The sequence below is a fragment of the Streptomyces rishiriensis genome, assembly GCF_030815485.1.
Classification (GTDB): Bacteria; Actinomycetota; Actinomycetes; order Streptomycetales; family Streptomycetaceae; genus Streptomyces; species Streptomyces rishiriensis_A.
Window position 1 is genome coordinate 593,935 of the sequence record NZ_JAUSWV010000002.1, and the last position, 15,684, is coordinate 609,618.

General features: G+C 72.9%; 14 protein-coding genes. 5 read left to right on the forward strand and 9 right to left on the reverse strand.

Annotated features, from left to right (window positions below; all coding sequences use genetic code 11):
- Window positions 1-46: 46 nt before the first annotated feature.
- The gene (locus QF030_RS05020) at window positions 47-1,210 is read right to left on the reverse strand and encodes an NAD(P)/FAD-dependent oxidoreductase (RefSeq protein WP_307161427.1); all 1,164 of its coding nucleotides are present in this window, start codon (window positions 1,208-1,210) and stop codon (window positions 47-49) included.
- Window positions 1,207-1,569, reverse strand: coding sequence for a bifunctional 3-phenylpropionate/cinnamic acid dioxygenase ferredoxin subunit (locus tag QF030_RS05025; protein WP_307161428.1), 363 nt, complete (start codon window positions 1,567-1,569; stop codon window positions 1,207-1,209). The genes QF030_RS05020 and QF030_RS05025 overlap by 4 nt, the downstream gene beginning before the upstream one ends.
- Window positions 1,570-2,014: 445 nt before the next feature.
- Between QF030_RS05025 and QF030_RS05030 the strand changes: the two genes are divergently transcribed.
- The gene (locus tag QF030_RS05030) at window positions 2,015-3,313 is read left to right on the forward strand and encodes an MFS transporter (protein WP_307161429.1); all 1,299 of its coding nucleotides are present in this window, start codon (window positions 2,015-2,017) and stop codon (window positions 3,311-3,313) included.
- Between the two features lie 205 nt (window positions 3,314-3,518).
- Here the strand turns inward: QF030_RS05030 and QF030_RS05035 are convergent, their stop codons facing one another.
- Entirely contained in the window at window positions 3,519-4,217 is a 699-nt protein-coding gene (locus QF030_RS05035; RefSeq protein ID WP_307161430.1) for a ScbR family autoregulator-binding transcription factor, read from the reverse strand.
- A gap of 190 nt (window positions 4,218-4,407) precedes the next feature.
- Complete coding sequence (locus QF030_RS05040) at window positions 4,408-5,142, reverse strand: SDR family oxidoreductase (RefSeq protein WP_307161431.1); 735 nt, start codon at window positions 5,140-5,142, stop codon at window positions 4,408-4,410.
- A 111-nt stretch (window positions 5,143-5,253) separates the two neighbouring features.
- Here QF030_RS05040 and QF030_RS05045 point away from each other — a divergent pair, with 111 nt between their 5' ends.
- The gene (locus QF030_RS05045; protein ID WP_307161432.1) at window positions 5,254-5,868 is read left to right on the forward strand and encodes a TetR/AcrR family transcriptional regulator; all 615 of its coding nucleotides are present in this window, start codon (window positions 5,254-5,256) and stop codon (window positions 5,866-5,868) included.
- 189 nt (window positions 5,869-6,057) lie between these two features.
- The gene (locus QF030_RS05050; protein WP_307161433.1) at window positions 6,058-6,972 is read left to right on the forward strand and encodes an SGNH/GDSL hydrolase family protein; all 915 of its coding nucleotides are present in this window, start codon (window positions 6,058-6,060) and stop codon (window positions 6,970-6,972) included.
- A gap of 154 nt (window positions 6,973-7,126) precedes the next feature.
- Here the strand turns inward: QF030_RS05050 and QF030_RS05055 are convergent, their stop codons facing one another.
- Window positions 7,127-7,444 carry a hypothetical protein gene (locus QF030_RS05055; protein WP_307161434.1) on the reverse strand — a complete coding sequence of 106 codons (318 nt, stop codon included), beginning with the start codon at window positions 7,442-7,444 and terminating at the stop codon, window positions 7,127-7,129.
- A 326-nt stretch (window positions 7,445-7,770) separates the two neighbouring features.
- Between QF030_RS05055 and QF030_RS05060 the strand changes: the two genes are divergently transcribed.
- Entirely contained in the window at window positions 7,771-9,966 is a 2,196-nt protein-coding gene (locus QF030_RS05060; protein ID WP_307161435.1) for an FUSC family protein, read from the forward strand.
- Here QF030_RS05060 and QF030_RS05065 read toward each other — a convergent pair.
- Entirely contained in the window at window positions 9,872-11,242 is a 1,371-nt protein-coding gene (locus tag QF030_RS05065) for a cytochrome P450 (RefSeq protein WP_307161436.1), read from the reverse strand. The genes QF030_RS05060 and QF030_RS05065 overlap by 95 nt on opposite strands.
- 382 nt (window positions 11,243-11,624) lie before the next feature.
- Window positions 11,625-12,323: an SDR family NAD(P)-dependent oxidoreductase gene (locus QF030_RS05070; RefSeq protein WP_307161437.1), complete on the reverse strand. Its 699-nt coding sequence runs from the start codon at window positions 12,321-12,323 to the stop codon at window positions 11,625-11,627.
- A 106-nt stretch (window positions 12,324-12,429) separates the two neighbouring features.
- Between QF030_RS05070 and QF030_RS05075 the strand changes: the two genes are divergently transcribed.
- Window positions 12,430-13,326, forward strand: coding sequence for a helix-turn-helix transcriptional regulator (locus tag QF030_RS05075; RefSeq protein WP_373428736.1), 897 nt, complete (start codon window positions 12,430-12,432; stop codon window positions 13,324-13,326).
- Window positions 13,327-13,466: 140 nt separating this feature from the next.
- Here QF030_RS05075 and gap read toward each other — a convergent pair whose 3' ends face one another.
- Together gap and QF030_RS05085 are read right to left on the reverse strand one after the other, a co-directional pair.
- Window positions 13,467-14,465, reverse strand: coding sequence for a type I glyceraldehyde-3-phosphate dehydrogenase (gene gap / locus QF030_RS05080; RefSeq protein WP_307161438.1), 999 nt, complete (start codon window positions 14,463-14,465; stop codon window positions 13,467-13,469).
- Between the two features lie 143 nt (window positions 14,466-14,608).
- Window positions 14,609-15,565: a GlxA family transcriptional regulator gene (locus tag QF030_RS05085; RefSeq protein ID WP_307161439.1), complete on the reverse strand. Its 957-nt coding sequence runs from the start codon at window positions 15,563-15,565 to the stop codon at window positions 14,609-14,611.
- Window positions 15,566-15,684: the final 119 nt, after the last annotated feature.

Here is a 15,684-nt window from a genome sequence, read left to right on the forward strand (position 1 = left end):
CTGCGTGCCATACGCAACGGCAGCATGGGATGCCACAGGAACGGTGTCAAGACGTCGCGGCGGCGAGCTGCTTGCGCCAGCGCGTGAACGACCGCGCCTGGTTCATGCCGAGCACCGCGACGGGATCTCCGGCACGCCGGTAGACGGCCAGGACGTCACGGTCGTCCACGGCGCCCTCCTCGACGGTCACGCTGTCGGCGCCGGCCGCGTGTCCGGCGAACTGGATCCTGACCCCGTACTGGTCGGACCAGAAATACGGCGGCCGGGGCACGCCCGGCGTGACCGCACCTCCCGCCAGCAGGGTGGCGACGGCGGCGTCGGGGCGCTCCCGCGCGCCGGTCCAGTGCTCGACGCGGCGGTGGGCTCTGGCGCGGGGGTCGTACCAGTTGGCGCAGTCGCCGACCGCGACCACCCCGGCCAGGCCGGTGCGCCCGTCGGCACCGCACTTCACGCCGTTGTCGAGTTCGATGCCGGACCCCTCCAGCCACTCCACGCACGGGCGGGCGCCCACCCCGACGACGACGGTGTCCGCCGGGATGCCGCGGCCGTCCTCGAGCACCACGGCATCCACGTGCCGCTCCCCGCTCAGCCCCTTGACGCCCACGCCGCACAGCAGCCGTACGCCGTGGTCCGCGTGCAGGCCGGAGACGACGCCGCCCATGGCCGCTCCGAGCGGCCCGGACAACGGCGTCGGGGCCGCTTCGACGACCGTCACGTCGAGCCCCAGGGCGCGGGCGGTGGAGGCCACCTCGGCGCCGACGAACCCACCGCCGATCACCACCAGCCGCCCCCCTCGGGCCAGTTCGTCGCGCAGGGCGCGGGCGTCGTCCAGAGTGCGCAGGACGTGCACGCCGGCCAGGCCGTCGGCGCCGGGGAGCCTGCGTGCGGCGGCACCGGTCGCGATGACGAGGCCGTCGACGCGGACCTCCCGTCCGTCGGCCAGCCGCAGGGCACGGCGGGTGCGGTCGAGGCCGGTGGCGCGAACGCCGAGCAGCCACTGCGCACCGAGGTCCTCGTCGTGCGCCTCCAGCGCGAGGTCGGCCTCACCGAGGGCGCCGGCCAGGAACTCCTTGGACAGCGGCGGCCGGTCGTACGGGCGATGGAACTCCTCGCCGACGACGACCAGCCGTCCGTCGTAGCCCCGCTTGCGCAGGGAGCGCGCCGCCGACAGCCCGGCGAGCGAGGCGCCCACCACGGCCACGGTTCTCACGCGGAACCCCCGGCGAGCCGGGACGCGACACAGGGCGGCAGGTCGGGGGCGTCCGTCGACAGCCGGACGTGGATCACGCCGTCCTCGACGACGACCTCGTGCGTGCGCACCGGGCGCTTGGCCGGCGGGGCGTCGACTGCGCCGGTGCGCAGGTCGAACTTCGAGGCATGCAGCGGGCATTCCACCTCGCAGCCCTCCAGCCAGCCGTCGGCGAGCGAGGCGTCCTGGTGGGTGCAGGTGTCGTCGATGGCGAAGAACTCGCCGTCGTCGGTATGGAACACCGAGACCGGCGGATCGATGTCGAGCCGGAAGGCCTCGCCTCGCGGGAGGTCCGCGAGACGGCACGCGGGAATCTTCATGACACCTCGGTGCGTATGACGAAACGGATTGCGGTAAGCGCAACATCAGTCTGGAGTCGGCCACGAACCCTTGTCAAGGCGTTCACGAGCCGCACAACTCGGCTTCGCGGAGTTGCTGCTGACGCAATTCAGTGCGCGCTAAGCAACAATCCTCTGGGTGCCCCGGCCCGGCGGGAACAGGAAGGCGGCCCGCCTCCTCGCCCCGTCACGGGCGAGGGAACCGGCGCGTCGCCCGCTGTCCGCCGGACCGTCAGAAGCCCCGGTCGATGCACTCCCGGGCGACGCGAAGGGACAGCGGATCGGGAGACCTGTACGCCTGGACGTTGCCTCCAGGTCCCGATCCGGTTCGTCCGGGCGGGAGGCGGACCCCGTCGTGCGCGTCGGCGCCGGTGAGTGGCCGGTTCAGGGTGCCGGTCGCGCCGGGGCGCGTCTAGGGTGCTCGGTCGTGACACTCTCCTCGGACGGTTCGCCGTTGTGGCGCGACCGACAGTTCGCCCTGCTCGTATCCGCTCGGGTCGTCTCCGTGTTGGGCAATGGCTTCGCACGGGTGGCCCTGGCGTTCGCCGTGCTCGCGCTGCCCGGGGCGAGTGCGGCTCGGCTGTCACTGGTGCTGGCCTGCCAGGCGTTGCCGCAGTTGGTGTTCATCCTGGTGGGAGGGGTGATCGCGGATCGTATGTCGCGACCGAGGCTGATGGTCCTGGCCGACGCGCTGGGGGCTGCCGCCTACGCCGGGCTGGCCGCGATGGTGCTGACCAGGCACGCGCCGTTGGTGGCGATGTGTCTGCTGGCGGTGGTCGCCGGAACGGCCACGGCACTGTTCGCACCGGCGATGGACGGCGTCGTGCCGTCGGTCGTGCCTGCGGGCCGCCTGCAACAGGCCAACGCGCTGCTTCGGGTGGGAACCAACAGTTCGCTGCTGCTGGGCCTGGCGCTGTCCGGGGTGACGGTGGCACTGGTGGGCGCCGGCTGGGCGCTCGCGCTCAACGCGGCCTCGTTCGTCCTCAGCGCGGCGCTGACCACCCGGCTGCGGGTGTCCGTGCGGCCGCGCGGCCGATCGTCGGGGTGGGCCGATCTTCGGGAGGGATGGCGGGAGTTCGCCTCCCGGCAGTGGCTCTGGGTCGTGGTCGCGCAGTACTCGGTGGTGGTGGCCGCGCTCAACGCCAACGTCGGAGTGCTCGGGCCGCTGACGGCCGAACAGCACTTCGGCGGGGCGCGGGCCTGGTCGGTCATCGTCGGCGCGCAGGCCCTGGGCACCATCGCCGGAGCGGGACTCGCCACCCGGGTGCGGGTCGGCCGTCCCCTTCTCGTGGCTGTGCTCTGCACGTTTCCGGCCGCCGTGCCGATCGCCCTGCTCGGCGCCGAAGCCCCGGTCTGGCTGATCGCCGCGGCCATGTTCGGCGCCGGTATCGCGTCGGACGTCTTCGGCGTGCTGTGGGCGACCACGATCCAGCGGGAGGTCCCGGAGGAGGTGCTGTCGCGCGTCAGTTCCTACGACTGGTTCGGCTCCCTGGCCTTCGCCCCGCTCGGTCTGCTCGCCGCCGGACCCGTCGCCGCCGCCGTGGGCACCGGAAGGGCGCTCGCCGGCTGCTCGGTCATGGTCGTCCTGGCCACGGCGGCAGCCCTCCTCTCACCACAGGTGCGCACCCTGCGTACCGTCGCGGAAGCGTCCTCCCCCGCGGACTCGACGGCGGAATCCGCGGCCGACGTGGAACGCGTGGCCGACGTGAAGCGACGCAAGCGGTGACCACGGACAGCCGCAATATCGGGCGCGGTACGCCCACGAGTGACGAGGACTGAGCGGCGCCGACGTCCGCGCACCCCGCCCGGGGCGACCTCCCGCCGCGGCCCGTCCAGGGCGGTCGGCGACGCGGCCCGTCCGGGGCGGTCGGCGCCGGCCGTGCAAGGGGGTTGCGGCGCGGTCGTGGGCACCGGCTGCCGGAGACGAGGCGTCAGTCGCAACCGGTGCCGTCCTCGGGGACGTTCCCGTCGAGGCGCTCCCCCGTGGCGCGGACCGTCGGCTGGTCGGTCACGTCGTCCAACGCCTCACCGATCCCCGACAGCAGCGGAGCGTGGTCCGGTGAGCTCGCCAGCCAGGGCAGGAGCAAGGTCCACAACTGCGTCACGCGGTCCACCGAGAGCCAGTCGTCGTCGGCCGCGCCCAGCACCTCGAACCCCGTCGTCGCCGCCACGATCACGGTCGTCGCGGAGTCGATCGAGACGTCCTGGGCGAGCTCCCCCTCGTGCTGCGCCTGGACGATGACATCGTGCACCCACGTCCGCCACCACCGCAGCATCCGCGCCTCGTTCCTACGGGCCGGATCACCGCTCAGCCGGAACCCCGCCCTGATCACGGGGTCGGCGACCACGGCCAGGAGCAGGTTGCAGGCCGTGTGCACCAAGGACTGCAGGAGCGTGTCCGCCGCGCCGCGACATCGTTTCGCGAGTTCCTCCGCGGAGTCGGCCGCCGCCCGCTCCACCTCTCCAGCGAGATCGCTCTTGCTGGCGAAATGGAAGTGCAGTGCTCCGGTGCTCACACCGGCCCGCTCGCTGATGACGGGAAGAGAGGTCCGCGCGTACCCCTCGGCGGCGAACAACTCGGCGGCCGCTTCGACAAGAGACTGACGTGTGCGCAGCGCTCGCGCCCCCATGACCACCAGGCCTCCCTCCCCCACCGGTACAGGGACGACGCGGGACCGGGCCGCTCCGTCCGGATCAAGGAGAGCATCCCACCGGTGAGGCATAAGTAAACCGCATGTTTGGTATTTTTACCTGGAACGACCTATCTCCCCGAACCCGTCACCGGGCCTCGAAACGAGAGGAGCGGGGCGCGCCGCCGGCTCAGGCGATGCCGCCGTTCACGAAGAGGACCTGTCCGTTCACCCAACGTCCCGGGCCGGCCAGGAAGGCCACGGTCTCGGCGATGTCCTCGGGCGTGCCGAGCCGCTCCAGCGGGGGCTGCGCGGCGAGGCGGTCGATCGTCTCCTGGTCCTTGCCCTCGAGGAAGAGCGGGGTGGCGGTCGGGCCGGGCGCGACCGCGTTGACGGTGACGTCCCGACCGCGCATCTCACGGGCCAGCACCAGCGTCATGGCCTCGACGGCCCCCTTGCTCGCCGCGTAGGGCGCGTATCCGGGGAAGGCCAGCCGGGTCACCGAGGTGGAGAAGGTGACCACCGCCCCGCCCTCGCGCACGCGGCGCGCCGCTTCCCGGGCCACGACGAAGGCGCCACGGACGTTCGTCCGCATCAGCCGGTCGAACGCGTCGAGATCGAACTCGGCGACCGGCGCGAGAGTCATCACGCCGGCGGTGTGCACCACGACGTCGATCCCGCCGAACGCCTCCTCCACGGCGGAGAACACGTCGGCCATGGCGCCTTCGTCGGCGACGTCACCGCTGACCGCGAGCGCCCTGCCGCCTGCCGCCTCGACCGCGGCGACGGTCTCCTCCGCGGCCTTCCTGTTGCCCGCGTAGTGCACACCGACGGCCATGCCCTCCGTCGCGAGCCGACGGGCCACGGCCCTACCGATCCCTCCGGAAGCGCCGGTGACGAGTGCGACGCGTGTGGTCTTGGACATGATGCTGCCTCCAGTTCATTTATGAACGCTGAGTCCATATAATCACGTTGTGAACGCTGCGTCCATATGCCAGGCTGTGGATCCCTCGGACGATGCCTGGAGGTCGGCGCCATGCAGGAACGGTCGGAACCGGAAGCCGCACGCGGACCACGGCGCGGCCGGGGCCGACGCCCCACCGCCGAGGTGCGCGCGGACGTCCTCGACGCCGCCGGCGCCCTGCTGCTCGAGCGCGGCATGGGCGGGTTCACCATCGAGGCGGTCGCCGAGCGGGCAGGAGTCAGCAAGACGACGATCTACAAGTGGTGGCCGTCCAAGGGAGCGCTCGCCCTCGACGGCTACTTCCACGCCGTGGAGTCCGTGCTGGCCTTCCCCGACAGCGACGACGTGGAGGCCGACCTCACGGCGCAGCTCCGCGCGTTCGTCCGGATACTCACCGGGACACCCGCCGGGCGGGTGATCGCCGAGCTCATCGGCCAGGCCCAGACCGATCCGGAGCTGTCCGCCGCTCTGCTGGAACGTTACTCCGACCCGCGCCGCGAACTCGCGGTCCGGCGGATGAGGCGGGCGCAGACGGAGGGACAGCTACGTCCCGACGTCGATCCCGAGGTCCTGGTGGACCAGCTGTGGGGTGCCTGCTATCACCGCTTGCTGATGCCCAGCCTGCCGCTCGTCGAGGAGTTCGCGACGAGCCTGGTCGCCAACCTGCTGCGCGGCGTACGCGCCTGACGAGGAGCGGAAGGCCACCGGCGCGCCTCTCCGCTCCGGCCGCGGGCCTCCGCCTCTTCCGGCAACGCGTTCGCTCCGGACTCTGGCCCCGGTGACCTACCGGGCGGTATACAAGCCCAGTCGAACGGTATGCCGACCGTACGGGACGGCGTCGTCGACGGGGCGTGGGCTTCAAGGGGGAGGAACTCGATGCAGCGCGACGTTCGCACGGGAGGACCGGCCGGCCATCGGCGAAGGGGCGTCACTCTTCTTGCCGCACTGGGGAGTTGTGCCCTGGTCGCCGCTTCCGCGGCACCGGCCGCGGCGCACGGCGGAGGCGGAAGCGCCGCTCGGTACGTGGCGCTCGGCGACTCCTACACCTCCGGCCCTCTCATTCCCCGGCAGGTGGACGCCAACTGCGCCCGCTCGGACCACAATTACCCGTCGATAGTGGCCGGGCGGCTCCGGACGGCCACGTTCAAGGACGTCAGCTGCGGCGGGGCGACCACCGAACACATGTGGAAGGCGCAGGGGACCAACGGCCCCCAACTCGACGCGGTGGGACGGAACAGCGACCTCGTGACCGTCCAGATCGGCGGCAACGACATCGGCTTCGGCACCATCATCGGGACCTGCGCCCAACTGGCCGCGCAGGACCCGACGGGCAACCCGTGCCAACGCCACTACGGCTCCTCGGGCGTCGACCAGCTCACCGTCGCGATAGCCAAGACCGTCCCCAAGGTCGCCCGGGTGCTCCAGGCCGTGCACGACCGGGCCCCGCACGCCCGCATACTCGTCGTCGGCTACCCGGACCTGCTGCCCGACGACGGCAGCGGCTGTGCGCCCTCGGTGCCGTTCGCGACGCAGGACTTCCCCTACCTCCGGGACACCGGCAAACGGCTCAACCTCATGCTCCGTCTGGTGGCGCGCTGGAACCACGCCGAGTACGTGGACACCTACGGCCCGACCATCGGCCACGACATGTGCAAGCCCCCGTCGGAGCGGTGGATCGAACCCTTGCAGCCCTCCTCCCCCGCGGCTCCCGCACACCCCAACGCCAAGGGTGAGGAAGCCATGGCGGGGGCGGTGTGGCAGCGCCTGACGCACGGCCGGGGCGGCCGCTGACCGACGGACGGACGGTGGACGGCGGGGCGGCAGACGCCGAGACAGCGGCGGGGGCAGACAGCGGATGACCGGCGCCGTTCGGCCGCGCGCCGTGCTGGTCCGCGCCGGTCCGCCCGGCCGGGGCCACGCCCCGGCCCCGCCCCTCCCGGCCGGCTCACATGTCGGAGTCGATGCCGGTGACCACCGCCGGTCCCAGCGGCGCGCTGCTGTCGTCGAGCCCGGCGGCATGCAGCGCGGAGTCCGCGAGCCTGCGGGCGTCCTCCTCGGCGTGCGGACCGCTGTCCGCCTCGACGGCGAGCCGGATGGTGAACGTGTCGTCCTCGTTCACGGTGAGCGGGTCGAGGTCCTGCGCGCTGCCCATCCGCGTGCGGTGCGGATCGGCAGGGCGCAGGGCCTGACTCAGCCGCGTTCGCGTCTCGTCCTCGACGTCGGCGGTGAAGGTGCCGGGCACGGTGATCACGTAGGTGGTCATGGTGTTCCTTTCCTCAGATCCTCTGGTCCGTTGTTTCTCGGTCCGTTGTCCTCGGGTTCCCTCCCGCATACCCCCGGAGCGGGCGGTCGATCTCCGCTCTCTTCGGGCAGGCCCCGTCAGCCGGCCCGCCGTCACCCTGTTTCCCCTTCTCGGGCGGTCCGCGCACGGCCGGAGCCCCGCGGCCGCGCACCCGTGCCCGCAGCCCACGGAGGACGGCATCCGCACCCGTGCCGGCAGCACGGCGGCGCCCGCCTGCGCGACCCCCCGACCCGCGCGACACTGAAAGCCGCGGATCGTCCTCGGGTGGTGCGCGGAGAGGAGCGCTGATGCCCAAGCGGCCGTCGCTCGCCGAATCCGTCCGGGCCGGCCGGCGCGCGACGCGTGTCACGGCCTCCGCGGCGGCCGGGTTCTATCCGGCGGCGTACGTCCTCGACCAGCCCGTGACCGCCGTATACGCCCTGTTCACACCCATCGCGTTCGGCCTGCTCTCGCCGGTACCGGGGTCCGGTCGCCGGCGTGCGCTGACCGTACTGCGCGCCTTGCCGGCCGCCGCCGTCCTCACCGCCGCGGGCACGGCCCTCGCCGTGCAGACCTGGTCGGCCGTGGCGGGCATGCTGGTCGTCGGGTTCGTGCTGATGTTCGGCTCGGTGTGCGGCCCGCGTCTGGCCGGCACCGTCCCCGGGCTTCAGCTGTTCTACATCCTCGCGTGTTTCCCGCCCTTCGCCCCGCAGACCCTGCCCGAGCGGCTGACCGGGGTCGCCATCGGCGGGGCGGCGCTCGTCCTGTGCGAGGTGGCGGTGCTTCCCGATCCGCCGGATCCGTCGTACGGCGAGCGGATCGCCGACACCTTGGACCTCGCGGCCCGGGCCACCCGCGCGCTGACCCGCACCGACGGCCCGGAGCCCGGTCAGGCCGGACGGCTGAGAGCGGCGGGCCGGGGCCTGCGCTTCTCGCAGCAGCCTGTCGGCGCCCGCCCGACCGGAGCGGGAAGGGCGGACCGCGCGCTCGCCCAGGCGGGTTCCGCGACCCGGCGGCTCGTCGACCAGTTGGCCGCCCTCACCGAGACGCACTCCGCGCCCTCCGACACCGCCTCGCAGAATCTGCTGCACGGCACCGCGGCGGCCTGCGCCGAAACGGCCGGCGCGCTGCGCCGGTCGCGGCCCGCGGCGGGGCCCGAACTGATCGAGGAGTTGATCGAACAGTTCCTCGGCTCCCGCGACGGGGACCCCACCGATCGGGCCCCCCGCCCGCACCAGGTGCTGCGGCGGCAGTCGACGGTGCTGACGATCGCGGTCTCCGCGGTGACCGTCCGCACGGCCGTCGCCCTGGCCCTCGACGGCCGCCGACCGGTCCACGGCCTGCCCCGGGAACAGTTCTGGTACGCGCGGACGCCGACGGTCCGCCTGTTCACCATCCGTCTCACCGGCAATCTGACGCGGCGCTCGGTCGTCTTCCAGAACGCGCTGCGCAGCGCCCTCGGCCTCGCACTCGCCCGCCTGGTGGCGGGATCGCTCGACCTGTCGCACGGATTCTGGGTCCTGCTGACCGTGCTGACCCTGGGGCGGACCACGGCCGGCGCCGCCTGGTCCGCCGTCCGCGCCGCCGTCGTGGGCACGATGGCCGGTGCGCTGGCCGCCGGTGTGCTCCTCATCGGGGCGGGCCAGTCCACCGAGGTGTACGCGTACCTGCTCGTGCCGATGATGCTGATCGCCTTCGCGGTAGGGCCGTTGGAGGGTCCTGCCTGGGCTCAGGGACTGTTCACCCTGGTCGTCTCCACGGCGTTCGCGCAGATCGCACCCGTGACCTGGCGGCTCGCGGAGATGCGTGTCCTCGACGTGCTGACCGGGAGCGCGGTCGGGCTGCTGTGCGGTGTGCTCGCCTGGCCGTTCGGGGCCCGGGCCGAGACGCGGCGCAGCATGACGGCGCTGCTCGAATCCGCCGCGCCCGTGGTGCGGGCCACCGCCGCCGCGGCGACCGGTGACGGTCCGGCGGGCCGCGGCGACGCCGCCCGGCAGGCCGTCCGGCTGACCCTGCACCGGCTTCGCATCGCGGAGGGCTCGTACGCGCAGTACCGAACGGAGCCCTCCGCCGCCGCCCGTGAGCCCGAACCCGACTATCTCGCCGCCCTCAACTTCGGCTCCCGCGTCCTGGTAGGCGCCTACTGGCTCCCCCGGACGGACCGTCCGCCCGGTCTGCCTCCCGCCGCGCTGCAGTGGGCCCGGCGCGTCAGCGAGGAGGCGGCGACAGCCGTCGTCCGGGCGGCCGACTTCCCTCCGGGCGGCATCCGTGTCCGGCTGACACCACCGCCCACCCTGCCGCCCGGAGTCCCGCCACGGGTGCTGTCCCTCCTGACCGACATCGAGGTATGGCTCAACGCGCTCGCGGCCGACCTCAGAACCAGCACGAGCCCCGGCCCCGGCCCTCGGACTACCCGGTCACCGGCTCCTCGACGGCCGCATCGTGAGCCGGCGGGCCCTGAGCCACCAAGGTCGCGACCGTGGGGCCGTCGGGGCGGACGGTGAAGCCGTACGTCGTCCTGGCCGGGGTGGCGGAGAAGGCCAAGGTATGTACCGGCAGCAACTGTTCGAGCAGGACGGTCGACTCGCGGAGCGCGAACTGCACGCCGAGGCAGGCCCGGGGCCCGATACCGAACGGGTAATAGGCACCCGGATCCGTGGGCCGACCGCCCGGGGTGACGAACCTCAGCGGGTCGAAGTGCTCCGGATCCGGCCACAGTTCGGGATCACGGTGCGTGAGGTACGGGCAGACGAGGAGGTCGGTGCCGGCCTCGATGGCGTAGCCGCCGAGGATGTCGTCCTCGGCGGCGTGGCGGGGCAGGATCCACGCGGACGGATAGAGCCGGAGCGTCTCGTGGACCAGGGCCTGGATGGCCTGGCGGCGTTGCGGCGAGCCTTCGTCACCGGCGGCGAGAGCTTGTCCGCGGGCGGCGGGGTACCGGTCGAGGAGCAGATAGAGCCAGGTGAGAGTGGTAGCGGTGGTCTCGTGCCCGGCGGCGAGCAACGTGACCAGCTCATCGCGGATCAACTGGTCGGTGTAGGCGGGATGCTCGCTGCCGGCGTCGGTGAGGACTTGCAGCAGGCCCGGGCCGTCCGGACCCGCCCTGCCGTTCCGGGCGGCCTCGATGGCGTGCCCGGCGACCGCGTCGATCCGGGCGAGATCGGCGGCCACGGCGCCCCTGGCGTCGGAGGCATCGGCGGGCAGCGTCGGAAGGGCGGTCGCCACGACTGCCACGGAGTTCAGTTCGCGCTCCGTCCCGTCGTCGAGGGGGTGCCCGGTGAGGGAGCGCCAGATGGCGTCCAGGGCGAAGCGGCGCATCTCCCGCCCGACGTCGAGGCTCTGCCCCGTGCGGGCGTATCCGGCCCAGCGCTCGGCGGTGGTGCGGGCGGCCGCGGTGATCCGCTGCTCGTAGCGGCGCATCCCGGTACCGGTGAACTGGGACTGCAGCAGCCGGCGTTGGCTCTTCCACGCCGTACCGGTGGCGGCCAGGACCCCGTCGCCGATCAGCAGGCGGGCGCGGTGGGAGCGCTTGACGTACCGCTCGGGGTACCGGGCGAGTACGTGCTGGACCGCCGACGGGTCGGTGACGAGCACGGTGGGCGACGGCCCGAGGCGGAACGCGGCGACGCCGCCCCTCCGTTCACGCACCCGGGACAGCAACTCGACCAGCTCGCCGCCCTCGGCGCGCCATCGCTCCACGAGCGCGGGCTCGACCTCGGGGACCGGCCGCCCTGTTCCGGGACCGAGCGGGAGCGAGCCGTGACCGGCTTCGGGTTCCATGATTCTTCTCCTGGTCGATGGCGATGCCGGGCCGCGACGGAGCACGGACGCCGTGCGGACTGTACGGGATCGGACACCTTGGGTGACAGCACGCCGAGGGCGCCCCGCAACCCTCCCCGGCCCGCGACTGCTTGACCCCGGCTCCTTGCCCCCCGACTCCTACGCCCGCGCGCGGCGGCCTACACGTGAGCGGTCACAGCTCCGCGTCGTCGTCGGCGGCGAGCGCCGACGCCACAGCCGGAGCGCACTGCGCCCCGGCGTGTCGTTCGCTCAGGGCATGGCCCGCACCGCCGACGGGCCACTCCTGTCCTGTCGTCCGGGACGACCCCATGGCCGCCGCCTGGTGGCCGTGCGCCGTTGCGCACGGCCGTCCACGTCGGTCTCAGGACCAGTCGATCGGGCCGCTGCGGTCGATGAAACGTCCGGAGCCGGCGCCGGGTCCCTCGGTCGCCAGACGGACGATCGCGTCGGTGCCCTCGGTGACGGACTGCGGGCCGCTGTGGCCGTTGAGATCGGTGGCGGTGTAGCCGGGATCGGCGGCGTTGACGCGGATGTCCTCGAGCCCCTTGGCGTACTGGGTGGTCAACATGGTGAGGGCCGCCTTCGAGGCGGTGTACAGAGGTGCGACGACGGAGGACTCCGGCCGTGCGGGGTCGTGGGTGAGGGCGAGCGATCCCATGCCGCTGCTGACGTTGATGACGACCGGGTCGGTCGACCGGCGCAGCAGCGGAAGGAAGGCATGGGTCGTCCGGACCACGCCGAAGAGGTTGACATCGAAGACGCTCAGCGCGTCCGCGCCGGTCAGGTCGCCGGGGTCGCCGTGCGGACCGTGCACGCCGGCGTTGTTGACCAGGACATCGAGCACACCTTCGTGTGCGGCGATGTCAGCTGCCGCGGAGGCGACGGAGGCGTCGTCGGTGACGTCGATACGGACGAATCGCGCGCCCAGGGCGGCCGCGGCCGCCGCGCCCCGTTCCGGGTCACGGGCTCCCACGATCACGGTGTGACCGAGCTCGACGAGGCGGCGGGCGGTCTCGTGGCCGAGGCCCTTGTTGGCTCCGGTGATGAAGGTGATGGTCATGCGGTGATCGTCCCCGCCTCGGAGAGGCCGGGCCAGGGACGCTTCGACCGTAGGAACGGCAGTACCACGATCACGGTCGGCGAGGGAGTGGGGCAAACTGGATGCCATGGCGACGAACGCGGGAACTGGTCTGGGGGCGACGATCCGCGCCTGGCGGGAGCGCTTGTCCCCGTCGAACGTGGGGCTCCCGTCGGGCCGGACCCGTCGCGCGGTCGGGCTGCGTCGCGAGGAACTCGCCGAACGCGCCGGTGTTTCGGTCGACTACGTGGTGCGTCTGGAGCAGGGGCGGGCCACGGCTCCTTCGGCCCAGGTCGTCGCGTCCCTTTCGCGCGCCCTGCGACTGACCGTCCCGGAGCGCGACCACCTGTACCGCATGGCCGGGCTGGTCCCTCCGCGCGACGAGCTGATCCCCGACGACGTCCCGCCGGGCGTGCGCCGCGTGCTGGACCGGCTCGGAGACGTCGCGGTCGCCGTGTTCGCCGCGGACTGGCAGATGATCTGGTGGAACCGCGGGTGGGCGGGACTGGTCGGCGATCCGTCGACCACGCCGCCGGAGCGGCGCAACTTCGCCCGGGAGAGGTTCCCCGTCGGCTCCGACGACACGGGCATCGCCTCCTGGCCGGTGGTCGTGCGGAACAGCGCCCGGTCCGACCTCGCCATCGTGTCCGACCTGCGCCGCGCCACCGGTCGCTTCCCCGAGGACGCCCGGCTGGCCGAGCTGATCCGTGACCTCACCGCCGGCAGTCCGACGTTCGCCCGGCTGTGGGCGAGCGGCGCGGTGGGCGCCCACCGGGAGGACCGCAAGACGATCGAGCATCCCGAGGTCGGTCCCGTCGAAGTGGACTGCGATGTCCTGACCGACGGCGATTCCGACCTCAAGATCGTGATCTTGAGCGCCGTGCCCGGCAGCGCGCACGAGGCCAGGATGCGGCTCGCCCTGGCCGCCGGCCTCGACAGCGGTATCGGCCTCAACATCGGCAGCGCGCCCACGCGCACTCTCTGACCTCCGGACGTCCTCACCCGAGCCGGACCACGTCCGATGACGTCGGAAGCCGCCCGGCAGCTCGCCCGTCGCCCGTCGCGGAACGCTTCGCGACGGGCGACGGGCGACGGGCGACGGGCGACGGGCGACGGTGCCTGCGGTCAGCGCGCGGCGAGGAGTTCGAGGGTGTCGATCACTCGGTGGGAGAAGCCCCACTCGTTGTCGTACCAGGCGACCACCTTGACGTGGCGGCCGTCGACACGGGTGAGAGCCGAGTCGAAGATCGACGAGGCCGGGTTGCCGACGATGTCGGACGAGACGAGGGCGTCCTCCGAGTACTCGAGGACGCCGGCGAGCGGGCCCTCGGCCGCGGTGCGGTACGCCGCCAGCACGTCCTCGCGCGTCACGTCGCGGCCGACGGTCGTGTTGAGCTCGACGATCGAGCCCACCGGGACCGGCACCCGGATCGAGTCGCCGGACAGCTTGCCCTCGAGGTTCGGCAGCACGAGGCCGATCGCCTTGGCGGCGCCGGTGGTGGTCGGCACGATGTTCACGCCGGCGGCGCGGGCGCGGCGCGGGTCGCGGTGCGGACCGTCCTGGAGGTTCTGCTCCTGGGTGTAGGCGTGCACCGTCGTCATGAAGCCGTGCTCGATGCCGGCGAGGTCGTCGAGTACGGCGGCCAGCGGGGCGAGCGCGTTGGTCGTGCACGAGGCGTTCGAGACGATCGTGTGCAGCTCCGGGTCGTAGGCGTCGGTGTTGACGCCGTACGCGAGCGTGACGTCGGCGCCGTCCGAGGGGGCGCTGACCAGTACCTTCTTCGCGCCCGCGTCGAGGTGGGCGCGGGCCGCCTTGGCAGAGGTGAACCGGCCGGTCGCCTCCAGCACGATGTCGACCTCGAGCTCGGCCCACGGCAGCCGCGCCGGTTCGCGCTCGGCGAGCACCTTGATGCGGCGGCCGTCGACGACGAGGACGTCGCCGTCGACGGCGACCGGGCGGCCCAGCCGGCCGGCCGTCGAGTCGAAGGCGAGCAGCCGCGCGAGCGCGGCGGGTTCCGTGAGGTCGTTGACGGCGACGATCTCGAGGTCGCTGTCGCGCTGGAGGAGCGCGCGCAGCACATTGCGTCCGATGCGGCCGAATCCGTTGACGGCGATGCGAGTCATGAGTGATGTCCCTTCGGTTCGCCCACCAGCCTCGCGCAGCGGCGCCATTCCGTGACCCGGGCGTGCGCGCCATGGTTCGAAAGGATCTCGCCACGCGGCGCGCCCGGCCTGTCCGGGCGTGCCCCGGCTGCCCGGCGTCCCGGCTACTCGCCCTTCGCGAAGGTGCGCCGGTATTCGCTGGGTGTCGTGCCGAGGATCTGCTGGAAGTGCGTCCGCAGATTGGCGCCCGTACCGAGTCCGACGTCGCCGGCGATCTGCTCGACGCCGCGCTCGGACCGTTCGAGCAGCTCGCGGGCCATGTCGATACGGGCACGCATGACCCACTGCATGGGTGTGTACCCGGTGTCCTCGACGAAGCGCCGCGAGAAGGTGCGTTCCGAGACGGCGGCGTGCCGGGCGAGTGTCTCGAGGGTGAGGGGCTCGTGGAGCCGGTGCAGCGCCCACTCGCGGGTGGCGGCGAACCGCTCGCCCAGCGGCTCCGGCACACTGCGCGGCACGTACTGCGCCTGGCCTCCGCTGCGGTACGGGGCCGCGACCAGGCGCCGGGCCGCGTGGTTGGAGGCGGCCACACCCAGGTCGCGGCGCAGGATGTGCAGGCACAGGTCGATTCCGGAGGCTGCGCCGGCCGACGTCAGTACGCTGCCCTCGTCGACGAACAGGACGTTCTCGTCGACCTGGACGAGCGGGTGCTTCGCCGCCAGCGCCCGGGTGTAGTGCCAGTGCGTCGTGGCGCGCCTGCCGTCGAGCAGACCGGTCGCCGCGAGCGCGAAGGCCCCCGTCGAGATGGCGGCCAGCCGAGCGCCCCGGGCGTGGGCGGCCAGCAGAGCGCCGAGGACCGCCCGCGGCGGGTCGTCGAGATCAGGGAAGCGGTAGCCGGGCAGGAACACGACGTCGGCCCACTCGAGCGCGTCCAGGCCATGGGCCACGTGGTACGACAGTCCGTCCCCGCCGGTCACCAGACCGGGCGCCGCGCCGCACACCCGCACCTCGTACGGCATGCTCGCGCGGGTCGTGAAAACCTGCGCGGGAATGCCGACGTCGAGCGGCTTGGCACCCTCGAGCACAAGGACGGCGACACGTTGCAGGCGGGAGGACGACACGCGCAACAGGGTACGGGGGTACGGACCACGGTATCGGCGCCACCGCCCGTCACCGGTGGTCGGGCGTACCCCCGGTACAGCGTGGTGATCCGGGTTCCTCGCGCTCACGCCCCCGGCCG

What these genes read in the sequence shown, in the direction of transcription:
- QF030_RS05025 (WP_307161428.1), bottom strand. Translation starts at nt 1,569, where the DNA reads ATGAAGATTCCCGCGTGCCGTCTCGCGGACCTCCCGCGAGGCGAGGCC.
- QF030_RS05035 (WP_307161430.1), bottom strand. Translation starts at nt 4,217, where the DNA reads ATGGGGGCGCGAGCGCTGCGCACACGTCAGTCTCTTGTCGAAGCGGCC.
- QF030_RS05040 (WP_307161431.1), bottom strand. Translation starts at nt 5,142, where the DNA reads ATGTCCAAGACCACACGCGTCGCACTCGTCACCGGCGCTTCCGGAGGG.
- QF030_RS05045 (WP_307161432.1), top strand. Translation starts at nt 5,254, where the DNA reads ATGCAGGAACGGTCGGAACCGGAAGCCGCACGCGGACCACGGCGCGGC.
- QF030_RS05050 (WP_307161433.1), top strand. Translation starts at nt 6,058, where the DNA reads ATGCAGCGCGACGTTCGCACGGGAGGACCGGCCGGCCATCGGCGAAGG.
- QF030_RS05055 (WP_307161434.1), bottom strand. Translation starts at nt 7,444, where the DNA reads ATGACCACCTACGTGATCACCGTGCCCGGCACCTTCACCGCCGACGTC.
- QF030_RS05060 (WP_307161435.1), top strand. Translation starts at nt 7,771, where the DNA reads ATGCCCAAGCGGCCGTCGCTCGCCGAATCCGTCCGGGCCGGCCGGCGC.
- QF030_RS05065 (WP_307161436.1), bottom strand. Translation starts at nt 11,242, where the DNA reads ATGGAACCCGAAGCCGGTCACGGCTCGCTCCCGCTCGGTCCCGGAACA.
- QF030_RS05070 (WP_307161437.1), bottom strand. Translation starts at nt 12,323, where the DNA reads ATGACCATCACCTTCATCACCGGAGCCAACAAGGGCCTCGGCCACGAG.
- QF030_RS05075 (WP_373428736.1), top strand. Translation starts at nt 12,430, where the DNA reads ATGGCGACGAACGCGGGAACTGGTCTGGGGGCGACGATCCGCGCCTGG.
- gap (WP_307161438.1), bottom strand. Translation starts at nt 14,465, where the DNA reads ATGACTCGCATCGCCGTCAACGGATTCGGCCGCATCGGACGCAATGTG.